We start from the raw sequence: 14639 nt of genomic DNA, 5'->3' as shown, positions 1-14639 counted from the left end.
GAATATTGGTATAAAGCCCTTACCGCTGGTAGCTCTCCAMCCCCGGCTTGATGCTCTTTTCATCGAGGAACTGTTTAAGCCCTTGGGCGCGACCCTGCTCAGGATCAAGCTGCTGCGCCTGATCGAGCTTGGCGTAGAGGTACTCTTCGTTCTGCTCCCAGGTCAGTKCGCGGCACATTTTGAAGCCGATCTTGGCAGCACGCAGCACAACGGGGTTCTTGTCACGCAGCGTAGCGGCCAACTCGCGGGTGGCTTCGCGTAGCTCGGTCAGCGGTACACTTTTATTAACCAGCCCCATTTTGGCTGCCTGGGGGCCGGTAAATGTTTCCCCGGTCATGATGTAGTAGAGCGCTTCCCGGTGGCCCACGGTATCGGCCATGGCTTTACTCACCAGGTTGCCGGGAGGGATACCCCAGTTGATTTCGGAGAGACCGAAAACCGACTCATCGGCGGCAATCGCCAAATCACAGGCCACCAGSGGCGAGAAAGCCCCGCCAAAGCACCAGCCATTGACCATGGCGATGGTGGGCTTGGCGTAGTGGCGCAGTAGCTTCCACTGCCAGGTAGAGGCGTCGCGGCGCACCTTGACCTGCACAATCTCGGGGCTGGCATCGATCTCGCGGAAGTACTCTTTGAGATCCATACCGGCCGAAAAGGATTCGCCTTCGCCGGTCAACACTAGTACATGAGCCTCTTGATCCAGCTCAATAGTCTCCAGCACATCGATCATTTCACGGTTAAGCGTTGGGCTCATGGCGTTGCGCTTTTCAGGGCGATTCAACGTCACCCAGGCAACGCCCTCTTCGACGTTAACTTTTACGGTTTGCCAGCGATCTTGGTAGTTACTCATCTCTTGCTCCTTGGGTTTATCAAACGGCTTATTCAAACGTTAATGTTTAAACGCCTACTCGGCGGTGAACTTGTCGATTAACTGTCGGGCGTCGTTATATAGCGCTTCACCATCGAGCCCTTTCTCTTCGGCATCGGCGATCCACTCATCAGCCACTTCCTGACCCACGGCTTGCCAACGGGCTGTCTCTTCACTATCCAGCTGGGTAATCGTGCCGGGCTGTTCGCCATCCTGAATGGCCTGGATCTGCACCTGGTCAGCGTCATCCATGATTTGACCTATTTTGCGGGCCTCTTGGATGCCGGAGTGAGCGTCGATAATCGCTTGTAGATCGGCGGGCAGCGCGTCATATTTACGCTGGTTCATGGCGACGATCATCATCGTGGTATAGAGCGCATGATCACCGCTGAAGACCGTATGTTCTGTCGTAATATCAGCTAACCCCATGGCGGTAATCGCTTCAAAAGGGATTACCGTTCCATCCAGCACTCCCCGTGATAACGCCTCCAGTGCCTGGGCAACGGGCATACCAATAGGCTCAGCACCCAACTTGGCTAGATAGCGATTCACCAACCGGCTAGGGCCACGCATCTTGAGCCCCTCTATGTCGTCGAGTGATTCAATACGTGTCTCTTTGGTGTGCAGTGCGCCAGGACTATGGGTATGGACGGCGATGGGGTAGACACCGGCTAACTCATCCTGCATGTACGTCATTGCATACTCATGGGCGGCCTGGCTTGTTGCCGCACCGGTGGTGGGTATAAACGGCAAGTCGAAGACCTCTGCCCTAGGGAAGCGACCAGCGTTATAGCCCAGCACCGTCCAGATAATATCCACCTGACCATCTTTCGCTTGGTCATAGAGCGACGGGGGCGTACCGCCCAGCTGCATTGAGGGGTAGAGCTCAACCTCCAAGCGCCCGTTGGACTCCTCCTCAATGGCCTCTTTCCAGGGAATAAAATACTCCTGGTGAACGGGCGCTGAAGATGGGAAGAAATGATGCAGCCTAAGCGTATACTCGGCCTCCTGGGCGCTGGCCTGCCCAACGCCCAAGACAAGAGGTATGGAGATGGCAAGGGCGAGTAAACGCTGGCGTAGCTTTGGGGTTGCTTGCTGTGTCATAAAAAGTACCTCGTTGTGTTTGTTATGTTTGCTGTGGCCAATGGCTAAACGACTGAGCACGGAGCCTTAATTCMCCGCGAATAAATCAATCAAAACGTTCTCACGGGTACGCTCGGCAGCGCCGATAAAGATCGTGCGTGTTAGCCAGGCGTAGTCCGGGCTGGAGGTATAAAAGCGCGGCGTGGTGTGAAAGTAATACTCATTAGGAGCAACGGGCTCCCCGCGCTGAAGGCGCTGCATAACCTCAGCCGAACCATGCCGAAATCCGGTGTTCTCCACTTCGATGCGCTCGCCACTATCGGTTTCTAGAAAGTAGCGGGCATGCAGTTCGGCCACCCCATCGGTACGCAGGGTCTGCCAATCGCCACCGCCAGGCAGTACCACGCCCTTCAACCGTTCACCACACACTTGGCCGCCGGTGATGGCAATGAAGCGACGCTTGCCTTGAGCGTTTTCACCCAGCTCCAGCGGGGCATCGACGTCAACCGTTAAGCGCGCGATAAAAGCTGCTGTCGGCATTCGTTGAGTCGCGTCTTGGGACATGTCCAACTCCCTTGGTCAATTGATTAAGTAAACGAAGCCAAGCGAGATGGCGGGGAAGAGCACCAGCAAAATAATGCGAATAAGATCGGCCGCTAAAAAAGGCAGAATGCCTTTAAAGGTTTCCGTTAAGGGAATGCGGGGAGCCATGGAGTGGATAATGAAAATGTTCAGCCCTACCGGCGGCGTGATCATGCCGACCTCGRCGACCACCAGCGCTAAGATGCCGAACCATATCGCCACATCGGTGGCGGGCATGCCGAAGTCCATCCCGGTGACGATGGGCAGAAAGATAGGCACGGTAAGCAGGATCATCGAGAGGCTGTCCATAAAGCAGCCAAGCACCAAATAACAGAACAGAATGCCCGCCAGAACCACCCAGGGACTGATCTCAAGCCCCACAATCCAACCAGCGGTAATCTGGGGTAGCTGAGTCAGAGCAAGGAAGCTATTGAAAACACTAGCGCCGAGCACGATGAAGAAGATCATCGCCGAGGTCACAGCGGTTTCAAGGACGCAGTCCCGCAGGCCGTTCCAACGCAGCCCGCCTCGCGTTATTGCCAGGGCACCGGTGGAGGCCGCACCGACGGCGGCGGCTTCGGTAGGCGTAAAGATGCCGGTATAGATGCCCCCAATCACCACGATAAAGATCGCCGCTCCTGGCCACACCTCCAGCAGCGAACGCCAGCGCTCACCGCGAGATGCTTTTGCCTTACTCGGCGCACTGTCAGGAAAAAATCGCACGTAAAGCGAGATGGCCAGCATATAACTGAACACCGCTAACAACCCCGGCACCAGGGCGGCGGCAAACATTTCGTTAATGTTCTGTTCGGCCAGGATGGCGTAGATAACCAGCACCACAGAGGGGGGAATCAAAATACCCAGGGTGCCGCCAGCTGCCAAGGCACCGGTCGCCAGGCTGCCGCGGTAGCCCTGGCGTTCCATCTCGGGCAGCGCTACCTGGGTCATGGTCGCGGCGGTCGCCAGCGAAGAACCACAAATGGCCCCAAACGCACCACAGGCGCCAATCGTGGACATCGCCAGCCCACCACGACGGTGGCCCAGCCAATCGTTGGCCGCCTGGAACATGGCTCGGGAGAGCCCCGCTCTCGCCGCGAACTGCCCCATAAGCAGGAACAGCGGAATGATGGATAGCGTATGGCTGGAAAAGTGCTCGTAAGGAAGTGACTTTAAGCCATTTAAAATGCCCATCGGGCCGGTGATCAGCATCATCCCTACGGCACCCACCACCAGCATGGCCAGGCCGATAGGAATACGCGTCGCCATCATGAACAGCAGCACCACAAAGCCGCTAGCGCCCAAAGTGAGAGGTGTCATCACAGGTCTCCTTGGGCGGAATTTTCTTTAACTTGAGCTTGAGTCGAATCGGGCTGTTGCGGGTTGTAAGTAAACGCATCGCAGGTGCGATACAAGCAGACAAGCGTCAACAGCGCGAAACCCACCAGGCCGCCGACATACCCCCACCAGAGCGGTATATCCAGCAGCATGCTGGTTTCCATATAGCGTCGTTTATCGAGCAAGCCGTGATAGAGGCGCCAGGTCATTAACCCTGCGACTACCAAAAAGAGCGTTTCGGCGACAACGGCGAGCAGGCGTTGAACCATGGCCGGCGCGTGCATGACCAGTAAATCCACCGTGACATGCCCACCGCGAAGATGGCAGTAAGGTAAAAACAGAAAAACGGCAATGGCAGTCCCCATTTCCACCAGCTCATAATCGCCAGTGATGGGGCCCACCCACGCCAGCATGGTTGTATCGCTTAACMCTGGTGCACTGGCTACCCACCGGCCAAGAATGCTAACGACGGTGATGATAGCGAGTGCTGTGATCAATAATCCGCCGCTTATCGCGGCAACCCTACAGGGTATCTCAAGGCTACGGCGCATCAATGCAGTGCCGATTGTCGGTACCGTCGCTAAGCTGCTCATCGTTTCGTCTCTTGTTTTTGGAGTTCGCTGTATGGCTGAAACCTACCTTGCGCTATACACCGCGAGACCGTCACAACCAAACTAGTTACTTAATATAAGTAATTGTCTTTGAGAGAGCATGCAAGCGTTGCCGACAAAAATACGCCTAAAGTTTTATTCCTCGATGGTGTCCGCTGCGTATATTTTCACTAACAGAGATAGCAGCTGACGCCGTTCAATCTCACTAAGTGCTTGAGTTGCATTGATATCGCTCTGCTCAGCCAGCTCCTTTAGCTGTTCGGTTAAGGCTTCGCCTTTTTTGCTAAGAAAAATCCCGTGGGAGCGCTTATCTCGCTTACAGCGCACCCGCAAAGCCAGCCCTCTTTCCTCTAGATTATTAATTAAGCTAACGATTCTGGGCGGATCAATGTCCAGCACCTTGGCTAAATTGGTTTGAGTGATGCCAGGATAGCCTTCAATCACCACGAGCGAAGAGAACTGGGCAGGGCGTATCTCATGCTCCTGCATGGCCTCATTAAAATGTTTAAAAACAGCAAGCTGAGCCCTTCTCAAGGCGTAACCAAGGCGATTTTCAAGCACCAGACCGGCGACAGAAGTCGGCTCTTTTTCGTCAGGCTCAACTTGCTGAATAGACGTACCCTTTTTAGATATGGCCATGCGTTAATTCCTATCTCATTTAAATAATTACAACTATGGTCTTAAATCAGCATCCTAGCCAATCATCTAGTTAACAACTATAACTATATTCGCCAAGATGACAGCACACAACAAATCCAAGATTTTTCGCTATGGAGCTATTCATGTCACTCCCCCCTCCGCTGACTAACACCACCTTCCATGAGTACCGGCTACACGGGGGCGATGTTCCCAGTTATCCCAGCAGCATGACCCAGCGCCTAACCCATTGGGCAAGCGAAACACCACTGAGCCCCTTTTTAGCTGAGCGAGAAGAGGGCCGACACAGGTGGCGAACGCTAACCTTCGGCGAAGCAATGCCACAAGTGATCCGCCTGGCACAAGCACTGATTGATCATGGTCTGTCGACGGAGCGACCGCTGATGGTGCTGTCGGGAAATAGCATCGAACATGCTCTCCTTGCCTGTGCCGCCATGCATGTGGGTATTCCTTACGTGCCGGTGTCGCCCTCTTACGCCCTGCTGTCGGAAGATTTCGTTAAGCTGCAGCATGTGGTGGAACTGGTGACCCCAGGGATGCTATTTGTCGATGAGGAGGCGCGCTTTATCCGGGCACTGACGGCCGTTTGCGATGATGGCGTTACCTGTGTAGCCAAGATACCCGCGCAGCGAGCCCTGGCCTTTGATTCACTCGCCGCGGCGCCAGCGACTGCCGATGTGGAGAGTGCCCACGCCCGCGTAACGCCTGACACTATCGCCAAACTACTCTTTACCTCAGGGTCGACAGGGCTGCCCAAGGCAGTGATCAATACCCACCGCATGCTGTGTAGCAATCAAGCCATGCTAGCGAAACGGCTAAGCTTTCTAGAGCAGCACACCCCGGTGTTAGTCGACTGGCTACCCTGGCACCACACCTTCGGTGGCAATACCATTTTGGGGATGGCGATCCACAACGGGGGCGCTTTATATATTGATGATGGCAACCCCACCGCTCAAGGGGTGCAGCGAACCATCGAGAACCTACGCGAAGTGTCGCCCACGTTTTACTGCAATGTCCCCAAGGGGTTCGAGGCGCTGGTCGAGCATTTGCGCAACGATGACTCCCTGCGCGAGGCCTTTTTCCGCGATCTGGAAATGCTGCACTTCGGTGGTGCCGTGCTACCCGCCCATGTACGCGCTGCTCTGGAAGCGTTAGGCGAACAGACTCGCGGCACCCCCGTTCCCATGTTAACGGGCCTGGGCTCCACCGAAGCATGCCTGGCATTTTGCACCGAAGAACCCAGCGATACACCGGGACTGATCGGGAAGCCCGTGCCAGGCATGACGCTGAAGCTAGTGGCGACGGACGATAAATGGGAGGCGCGCCTTAAGGGCCTCAATATCACACCAGGCTACTGGCGCGACACACAGCGAACCAGTGAGGCGTTTGACCACGAAGGCTACTACCGCACCGGGGATGCTATGCGCCTAATTGACCCCGACCACCCCGAGCGTGGGCTAATCTTTGATGGCCGACTAAGCGAGAACTTCAAGCTGGTGACCGGCACCTGGGTCAATGTGGGCACCCTGCGCCTGCAACTTGTGGAACACTTCGCCCCGCTGGTACAGGACATCGTGGTAGTCGGCGAAGGGCGCGACTACCTGACGGGCATCGTCGTGTTGAACCTGCCTGCCTGTGAACATCAGTTTGGCAAAGCGAAGCCCACCCTTGACGCTCTGGCCACAGACGCCAGCCTGCATCAGTGGTTCGCCCAACGCCTGGCGACCCACTGCCGCGGCCAGTCAAGCTCCATGCGTTTAGAGCACCTATTACTGCTCGATCAACCACTTTCCGTTGATCGTGGCGAACTGACCGATAAGGGCTCGGTGAATCAGCGCCTAGTTCGCGAGCGCTACTCGGATCTCGTGGCTTGTCTCTATGCTGAGCCACCCCACGATCCACGCATCATCCTACCCTCGACTAACTCAGCGTCTTAATAGCGGGACTTTTTAACATCAAGACAGCAGCCATTACCACTGGAGCGCATGGGCGGCCCTATGCCGCTCGCTACGCTATTCTGGGAGAATAACTATGACACGCGGGCACTACACGGCATTTGAGGATACCCATTTAGTTGCCGCTGTACGCACACCGTTCACCGACCTGAACGGTGCGCTGGGGGCGATCTCGCCCACTGACCTGGGCATCAAGGTCGCCAAGGAAGTGCTCAACGTGAGCGGTGTGGCACCGACAGACGTTGATTCAGTGATCGCTGGATCCGTGGCCCAAGCGAGTTTCGATGCCTATTTACTTCCTCGTCATATTGGGTTGTATGCGGGCGTCCCCCAGGAGGTTCCTGCCCTGCACGCGCAGCGCGTCTGCGGCACCGGCTTTGAACTGTTGAAACAAGCCGCGGAACAGATTGCGCTCGGACAAGCCAGGTGCGTGCTGTGTGTCGGCACGGAATCCATGACCCGCAACCCGATTGCAGCCTACACGCATCGCGGCGGATTCAGGCTTGGCGCACCGGTGGCCTTCAAAGACTTCCTATGGGAGGCGCTAATGGATCCGGCACCCAATGTATCGATGATTCAGACCGCCGAAACCTTAGCGCAGCGCTACGTCATCACTCGCGAGCAGGTAGATGCCTACGCCGAGCGCAGCTTCTCCCTAGCGGTCGAAGCCCAATCGCAAGGTGTCCTCTCTGCGGATATCATTGCGGTTGGAAACGAAACCTTCTCCCTCGCCGGCTATAGCGATAGGCGCATTCAGCTACCGCGTAAAATCATCCGCGTAGACCAGGATACCCATATTCGGCCTTCGCCTCGGCAGGTGTTGAGTCAATTATCGCCGGTATACGATGGGGGCCTTCAAACGGCAGGTAACAGCGCCGCCGTTGTCGACGGCGCAGCAGCAGCGCTGGTGATGGCAGGTTCGCACGCAGCCAAGTCATCTCTGGCGCGCCTCTGCGCCACGGCCGTGGTTGGCGTAGCGCCCGAAATCATGGGTATCGGGCCCGCCCCCGCCATTCGGCTACTGCTAGAATGCAGCGGCCTCACTCTCAATGATATCGACCGCCTCGAAATCAACGAGGCTCAGGGTGCACAGGTGCTCGCAGTCGCCCGTGAGCTGGATCTCGACCTAACCAAGCTCAACGTTCATGGCGGAGCTATCGCCATTGGCCACCCATTGGCCGCAACGGGTTTGCGGCTAGCAATGTCCTTGGCCCGACAACTCAAGCGAGATGGCTTGCGCTATGGCATAGCAGCAGCTTGCATTGGCGGCGGTCAAGGCATGGCCATTCTGCTTGAGCACTCAGCCGAATAAACCGCTCGTTCACGTCTTTAATCTACTCCCTTTTGTGCCTGCCTGAGGAAGCACTCTCTTCCATACGTGACCCAAAAAAGGCTGGCAAAGCGCCAGCCTAAAACGTGATCGAAACAGCGGTAAATCACTTACACATCCACATCACTGCAAAACGTAGAACGCTAGAACTGGAAGGTGGCACTCGCCTGGAGGCGACTCGCATCATTGGAGACCCCATTCACCTGTTCGATATCCGCATGCTGGTACTCAAGACCGACTGACATGCGCTCGGTAACATCCCAAATCACATTGGCAAACCCATAGTCGAGCGTTTCGAAATGGTCGCCATAGCCTGCGGGTAGGTCTTGCTCAAGACGCGAAACGCCCACAGAGCTGAACCAGCTATCCGTCCAGTAGKGATTCAGCGAGAGACCAAACGCCCGGGTTTCAATAGCTTCAAGACTGTTACCCTGCACATAGACGTCAGGTGCGTTACGGTGACCTACGTTGCCAGGGTTACCCATATAGTTACCGATACCCTCACCGAAGGTGGCACTGCCGCGCAAACTGGTGGAGGCATTAAAGGGCAAATTAAACTGCGCCTGCACCCCATAGCCAGTGACTTCGTCATCAATGGTATTGGTGATGTTATTGGTCGAAAGTTGACGCGCTATCCCCGATAGCGCAAATAAACGCTTATATTCGTAGCGCAGCGTCAAATCTGGAAGCTGACTCTCCCCATCGGCCACTGAAGCATCATTGCGGGCAATAACCGTAGTGGGGTTTTCCAATGCAACCGAGAAACTCCCTTCCCCAACAGGCTGCGTATAGCGCAACTGAGCCTGCCGCTCGAAGGCGTAGCCCTTAGGATCCCCTAGTGCCAGGGTGCGTGTGCCGCCCACGAAGCTCATAAAATTTGACCACGTTTGCCCAGCGAGAAAACCGTTCAGTTCGCCATACGCATGGCGCAGCCCGAACTTACCATCGGGCACAAAATGCCCTTCGAAGTAAGTGGTTAAACGCCCATAGTCAGTGGCGGTGTGGGTGCGGAAATTCAGGCGGGACTCATAGGCCGTAAAGCTGGTTCGACCATCGGTTCGATTGCCTGGGTTCATAACGGCATAAGGATCCGTTGATGTGCCCAGGTCGTAGTCGAAGTCGTAAAACGCATCGAGCTTAACGTACCCACCAAAAGCGATATCGGTTTTGGTGCCTGGAATATTAATCGTTGAGCGATGATTCCAGGGTGGGCCGACTCGGCTTGGCTCACCGGTCACGACAGGCTGTCCGGCTTCTACAACATCAAACGCATGGGCCTGGGCAGCAAGCGCACAGGGAGCGAGAAGGGCGCATGCAACAAAGTGGTTAATTTTCATTGTTTGTCTCTGCTTTTGGTCGTAGTGGCTAGTTGTAATTGTTCTCAATGCGAACTCTGATCCGCACTACGTACTAAAGCTGCAAAAAAAACCTCCATCTGTCAATTACATTGGAGGATATGCATCGCACTAATAATACAAGATACTGAATATAAACAATTTTATTAAGTTAATACTTTGGTTTAATTACACAATATAACTAAATTATCAGGTATTTTTATTCCGAATCGGCCAGGAGCTCAGGGTATCGCAGCCCGATCAGAGCATGCTCGCGCATCAGCATTTCTGCCCTCGCCCCCTCTCCCCGTTTAAGTGACTGAAATATAAGCTCATGATGAAACTGTGCTATCTGCAGCTTTTTAAACTCTCGCTCTAAATCATCGCTATCAATAATGATTGAGTCGGCGGMAGCGAAGGGCAGGTGATTATTTCTTGCAATAGCATCCGCCACGACACCGCTACCGATAGAATGAATAATAATGCCGTGGAAATGAGCATTAAGCTCACTCCATTGATTGATATCGGACTCTACAAGATATCCTTTGGCGATTAGCTTTTTCCCTTTTTGGATCCAAAACATCAATTCCTTATCGACACTAAACGGCAGCCCTTGCTCCGCCAGATGCCGAGCGGCCAGCCCCTCCAGCACCCCACGAACCTCAACCGCGCAGTGCACGTCTGCTTGGGTAAATTCACGCACCATAAACCCGCGTTTGCCCGCCTGCTGCAGCAACCCCTCCTGCTCCAGAGTGCGAAAAGCCAGCCTTACCGGCGTYCGCGACACACTCAACTGCTCCGCAACCGCGACTTCACCAAGCCGCTCCCCTGGAGCGTATGCACCCTCACTGATCAATTTACGCAGCCTACTGACGACACTTTTATCGTTGTTACTCATTTATTTTTCTCTCATATCAACACTGTGTTGCTATTCATTGACGAGCTCTACGAAAGTATAGGTTGACTGCAAAAMCCTTCCTAGCCTTTACTTTGGATCCAATAATCATAATTACAACACTAAACCAAAAAGGAGTTAACCGTGACTCAACAAACACCCTTTCCAATGAACACTTGGTACGTCGCCTGCACCCCTGATGAGCTTACCGAAAAGCCACTCGGGCGAACTATTTGCAACAAGCAACTAGTTTTCTTCCGTGGTGACGAAAACCGCGTGGCCGCCGTGGAGGATTTCTGCCCCCACCGTGGCGCGCCACTTTCCCTGGGCTTTGTACGTGATGGCAAGCTGGTTTGCGGCTACCACGGCCTTGAAATGAACTGCAGCGGCAAATGCGACAGCATGCCCGGCCAGCGGGTTCGAGGTTTTCCAAGCAATCGCGCCTACCCCGTTGAAGAACGCCACGGCTTTATCTGGATCTGGCCCGGAGACCCCGATAAAGCTGACGCCGACCTGATTCCCGAGCTGCACTGGGCCAACAACCCCGATTGGGCTTATGGCGGCGGCCTCTACCATATTCAGTGTGAATATCGCCTGATGATCGACAACCTCATGGATCTTACCCATGAGACCTATGTGCATGCCTCCAGCATTGGCCAGCCAGAAATAGAGGAAGCCGCACCGGAAACGGCGGTTAACGGTAGCGAAGTGATCACCAGCCGCGAGATGGAGAATATCTCTGCACCGCCTTTCTGGCAGGCCGCCCTTAGGGGGAACGGGCTTGCCGACGACGTCCCTGTAGACCGCTGGCAGATCTGCCGCTTTACCCCYCCCAGCCATGTCTTAATCGAAGTCGGCGTGGCCCACGCGGGCAATGGCGGCGCTAAAGCACCGGCGGATGTGAGAGCGTCCAGCATCGTGGTCGACTTTATCMCTCCTGAGAGCGACACCTCTATCTGGTACTTCTGGGGAATGGCCCGCAACTTCAAGCCAGAAGACCAGGCGCTCACCGACAAGATCCGCGAGGGCCAGGGAAAGATCTTCGAAGAAGACCTTGAGATGCTCGAGGCACAGCAGCGTAACCTACTTCGCTATCCCGACCGCCAACTGTTGAAGCTCAATATCGACGGCGGCGGCGTACAAGCGCGCCGCATTATTGATCGCATCTTAAAAGAGGAGCAGGCCGAGCAACCCCAGGAGGCAACGGCATGAGCCACCCCTCTCTATCGCTTATTGTCGAGGTAAAAGCTCGCCATGAGGAGGCGCTTGGCATTGCCACCTTTGAACTTGCCGACCCGCATGGTCGACCGCTGCCCCCCTTTAGCGCTGGCGCCCACATTGACGTGCAGGTGAAAGAGGGGGTAATCCGGCAATACTCGCTGTGCAACCACTCTGAAGAGCGGGATCGCTACTTGATCGGCGTTTTGCGTGATGAGGCCTCCAGAGGAGGCTCCATCGCCATGCACGATGAGGTTCAAGAGGGTGACCTCTTACTCATTAGCGCCCCTAAAAATCACTTCCCGCTCAAGCCAGCTAAACGAACTTATCTGCTGGCGGGTGGGATKGGTATAACCCCATTGCTGTGCATGGCAGAGCGTTTAGCGCGCACTGAGGCAGACTTCGAGCTGCACTACTGTGCGCGCTCCGCCGAGCGCATGGCCTTTCGCGAACGTATCAAGACATCAAGTTTTGCCGATAGAGCGCACTTCTACCTGGACGACGACACCGCGGCCCCAACTCTCGACCTGGAAGAATTGCTTAGTGAGCCAGAGGCTGACGCCCTGGTCTACGTCTGCGGCCCTAGCGGATTTATTAACGCCGTCCTTTCCACCGGCAAGCAGTGTGGCTGGTCAGCCAACCAACTTCACACCGAGTACTTTGCAGGCGCGGAAACAGCCAGCGAAGACGACGGCAGTTTCGAGGTGCGTATCGCCAGCAGCGGCGCTGCCTTTACCGTGCCCGCCGACAAAACGGTTTACCAAGTGCTGGCTGAAAACGGCATCGACATCATGGTGTCCTGCGAGCAGGGGGTCTGTGGCACCTGCCTCACCCGTGTGCTCGAAGGCGAACCCGACCATCGGGATTTATACCTGGATGACGATGAGCACGCGGCCAACGACCAGTTCACGCCCTGCTGCTCCAGAGCCAAGAGCAAAACCCTTGTGTTGGATCTTTAAATAAACATAAAAACAGTTACAAAAACGTACCCCGTTGACTAGCCATCAGGATAACGACAATGAATAAAATACCCACACATCTAGCCAAGGCGACTCTATTTGGCGTGTTCGCCGTTTCATTCGCGGCCCCCGCCGTGGAAGCCAGTACCACACTTCGAGTGGCGCACGTTTGGCCGGGTGGCTCAATGATAGATCGTGAGCTGTTTCAAGCCTGGGCTGAAAGCGTCGAGAAGGCGTCAGATGGGCAGCTGACAGTAGAAGTTTTTCCCAGCCAGACGCTAGCGAAATCGGCTCAAACCTACGAAAGKGCTGTCAGCGGTATCGCCGATATTGGCGCCTCTGCCCAAGGTTATACGGCGGGCCGCTTTCCCCTCACGCAAGTCGTCGAGCTACCGGGSGTGTCATCCAGCGCCCGCCAAGGAGCCTGCATACTCCAGTCGCTTTACGATCAGGGATACTTTGAACAGGAGTACGCCGACACGCGCCCTCTGTTCTTGTTCACTACCGGCCCAGGTTATCTGCATACCAAAGATCAGCTGATTGAAACACCAGCTGATCTTGAGGGCCTTCGCCTACGCCGCCCCACGCCGGTGGTGGGCGATATGTTCGAGCGCCTTGGCGCACAAGCGGTGGGTATGCCAGCGCCGGATGTGTTTACCTCCATGCAGCGTGGTGTCGTCGACGGTCTCAGTTTCAACTGGGAAGGCATGAAGACCTTCCGGCTGAATGAACTGGCGCAGTACCACACCGAAGTCCCCCTGTATGACCTTTCCCTGTTCGCCACCATGAGCCAGCGCAGCTACGACAGCCTGCCAGCCGATTTGCAGCAGGKGATTGATGACCACAGCGGCTTGGAGTGGTCGCTTCGCGCGGCGGAGGTTTACGACGAGATGATACGCCAAGGCCGTGAAGAAGCCGTCGAAGCCGGACATGAGTTCGTCGTCATCGAAGACGCGCTCGAAGATCCTGAATGGGGCCCTGTGTTGCAGCAAACCATTGATGATTACTTAGATGACATTGGCGGCTCTGCCAACGACATCTACAAAGCCGCGATGGATTTACAGCAAAGCTGCTCGGCTTAGGTTAAGAAATAGAAGTAACCATCGCTATCGACATACTATAAAGGCAACCGATTGGCTGCCTTTATAGCTGTGTTAAAAMCCCTGCATGCTCAGATCAAAAATCAAAAAACACCGTCTCGCCTTCGCCCTGCAGGCGGATATCAAAGCGATAACGCACCTTACCATCGACCTCTTCGCGCTTGGCGATCAGGGTCTGGCGGCGTGCCGGTGATTCGATGCGCGTGAGCACCGGGCACTGGGCGTTCGCTTCTGTCTCGTCGTCAAAATAGAGCCGCGTTTGCAGGTGGATATTCACACCCCGGGCAAACAGCGTCAGGTTAATATGCGGCGCCATTAAATGCCCGCTGGGGTGCTTCACCGCACCGGGCTTGAGGGTGGTCAACGACCACTCGCTGCCGTGATCAAACGTCGTCGCGGTGCGGCCAAAGCTATTGAACGGTTTGCTAAGGTCGTAATCGGCTTGGTAGTCACCGTTAGCATCGGCCTGCCACGCCTCAATAAAGGCATCGCGCACCAGATCGCCGTTGCCGTCGATGACAATGCCGACCACTTCGATATGCTCACCCTCGGCGTCAGGCTTGGCCATCTCATTCCAGATCTCTTCGTCCCGCACGGGATTACCGGCAGCGGCCAGGGCAAGACCAATATGCACGTAGGGGCCCGCGGTTTGCGAGGCGGTTTCCCGCAGCATCAGGTCGCTGGTCGGCTGGCTATTAGGCTGATTCATGAT

At 55.4% G+C, this 14639-nt stretch carries 14 protein-coding genes; 5 read left to right on the top strand and 9 right to left on the bottom strand.

What is annotated here, in order from left to right; genetic code table 11:
• Positions 1-19: 19 nt before the first annotated feature.
• The 6 genes from HALO_RS00495 to HALO_RS00470 all read right to left on the bottom strand — a co-directional run bounded on the left by HALO_RS00495 (position 20) and on the right by HALO_RS00470 (position 5118).
• On the bottom strand, positions 20-850 hold the full coding sequence (locus HALO_RS00495; protein WP_050712819.1) for a p-hydroxycinnamoyl CoA hydratase/lyase: 831 nt from the start codon (positions 848-850) through the stop codon (positions 20-22).
• 54 nt (positions 851-904) lie between these two features.
• Entirely contained in the window at positions 905-1972 is a 1068-nt protein-coding gene (locus HALO_RS00490; protein ID WP_035582140.1) for a TRAP transporter substrate-binding protein, read from the bottom strand.
• A 66-nt stretch (positions 1973-2038) separates the two neighbouring features.
• The gene (locus HALO_RS00485) at positions 2039-2515 is read right to left on the bottom strand and encodes a DUF3237 domain-containing protein (protein WP_050712818.1); all 477 of its coding nucleotides are present in this window, start codon (positions 2513-2515) and stop codon (positions 2039-2041) included.
• A gap of 15 nt (positions 2516-2530) precedes the next feature.
• Complete coding sequence (locus HALO_RS00480; RefSeq protein ID WP_050712817.1) at positions 2531-3850, bottom strand: TRAP transporter large permease; 1320 nt, start codon at positions 3848-3850, stop codon at positions 2531-2533.
• Positions 3850-4461 carry a TRAP transporter small permease gene (locus tag HALO_RS00475; protein WP_092490792.1) on the bottom strand — a complete coding sequence of 204 codons (612 nt, stop codon included), beginning with the start codon at positions 4459-4461 and terminating at the stop codon, positions 3850-3852. Before HALO_RS00475 ends, HALO_RS00480 begins: the two co-directional genes overlap by 1 nt.
• A gap of 153 nt (positions 4462-4614) precedes the next feature.
• A complete protein-coding gene (locus tag HALO_RS00470) occupies positions 4615-5118 on the bottom strand; it encodes a MarR family winged helix-turn-helix transcriptional regulator (RefSeq protein WP_035582148.1) in 504 nt (167 codons plus the stop codon).
• Between the two features lie 143 nt (positions 5119-5261).
• Between HALO_RS00470 and HALO_RS00465 the strand changes: the two genes are divergently transcribed.
• Positions 5262-7073 (top strand): feruloyl-CoA synthase, encoded by a 1812-nt coding sequence (locus tag HALO_RS00465; RefSeq protein ID WP_231896779.1) that lies wholly within the window; start codon positions 5262-5264, stop codon positions 7071-7073.
• A 94-nt stretch (positions 7074-7167) separates the two neighbouring features.
• Positions 7168-8403, top strand: coding sequence for a thiolase family protein (locus tag HALO_RS00460; protein WP_035582150.1), 1236 nt, complete (start codon positions 7168-7170; stop codon positions 8401-8403).
• Between the two features lie 161 nt (positions 8404-8564).
• On the opposite strand, the gene HALO_RS00455 is transcribed toward HALO_RS00460, so the two are convergent.
• Positions 8565-9758 (bottom strand): DcaP family trimeric outer membrane transporter, encoded by a 1194-nt coding sequence (locus HALO_RS00455; RefSeq protein WP_050712815.1) that lies wholly within the window; start codon positions 9756-9758, stop codon positions 8565-8567.
• A gap of 217 nt (positions 9759-9975) precedes the next feature.
• Positions 9976-10653 carry a GntR family transcriptional regulator gene (locus HALO_RS00450; RefSeq protein ID WP_050712814.1) on the bottom strand — a complete coding sequence of 226 codons (678 nt, stop codon included), beginning with the start codon at positions 10651-10653 and terminating at the stop codon, positions 9976-9978.
• A 141-nt stretch (positions 10654-10794) separates the two neighbouring features.
• Here HALO_RS00450 and HALO_RS00445 point away from each other — a divergent pair, with 141 nt between their 5' ends.
• From HALO_RS00445 to HALO_RS00435, 3 genes are read left to right on the top strand one after another with little or no spacing between them, the layout of a single operon-like run.
• Positions 10795-11862, top strand: coding sequence for an aromatic ring-hydroxylating dioxygenase subunit alpha (locus HALO_RS00445; protein WP_231896778.1), 1068 nt, complete (start codon positions 10795-10797; stop codon positions 11860-11862).
• The gene (locus HALO_RS00440) at positions 11859-12827 is read left to right on the top strand and encodes a PDR/VanB family oxidoreductase (protein ID WP_050712812.1); all 969 of its coding nucleotides are present in this window, start codon (positions 11859-11861) and stop codon (positions 12825-12827) included. Before HALO_RS00445 ends, HALO_RS00440 begins: the two co-directional genes overlap by 4 nt.
• A gap of 59 nt (positions 12828-12886) precedes the next feature.
• Positions 12887-13909: a TRAP transporter substrate-binding protein gene (locus HALO_RS00435; RefSeq protein WP_050712811.1), complete on the top strand. Its 1023-nt coding sequence runs from the start codon at positions 12887-12889 to the stop codon at positions 13907-13909.
• Between the two features lie 94 nt (positions 13910-14003).
• On the opposite strand, the gene pcaG is transcribed toward HALO_RS00435, so the two are convergent.
• Positions 14004-14636: a protocatechuate 3,4-dioxygenase subunit alpha gene (gene pcaG / locus HALO_RS00430; RefSeq protein WP_172821645.1), complete on the bottom strand. Its 633-nt coding sequence runs from the start codon at positions 14634-14636 to the stop codon at positions 14004-14006.
• Between the last annotated feature and the right edge of the window lie 3 nt (positions 14637-14639).

It is taken from the genome of Halomonas sp. R57-5 (assembly GCF_900070345.1).
Lineage (GTDB): Bacteria > Pseudomonadota > Gammaproteobacteria > Pseudomonadales > Halomonadaceae > Vreelandella > Vreelandella ventosae_B.
The sequence above is the reverse complement of the archived record's forward strand: the minus strand, read 5'-3'. Positions and strand labels throughout refer to the sequence as shown.

Coding starts and splice junctions, on each gene's coding strand:
- HALO_RS00465 (WP_231896779.1), top strand. CDS start 5,262: ATGTCACTCCCCCCTCCGCTGACTAACACCACCTTCCATGAGTACCGG.
- HALO_RS00460 (WP_035582150.1), top strand. CDS start 7,168: ATGACACGCGGGCACTACACGGCATTTGAGGATACCCATTTAGTTGCC.
- HALO_RS00470 (WP_035582148.1), bottom strand. CDS start 5,118: ATGGCCATATCTAAAAAGGGTACGTCTATTCAGCAAGTTGAGCCTGAC.
- pcaG (WP_172821645.1), bottom strand. CDS start 14,636: ATGAATCAGCCTAATAGCCAGCCGACCAGCGACCTGATGCTGCGGGAA.
- HALO_RS00490 (WP_035582140.1), bottom strand. CDS start 1,972: ATGACACAGCAAGCAACCCCAAAGCTACGCCAGCGTTTACTCGCCCTT.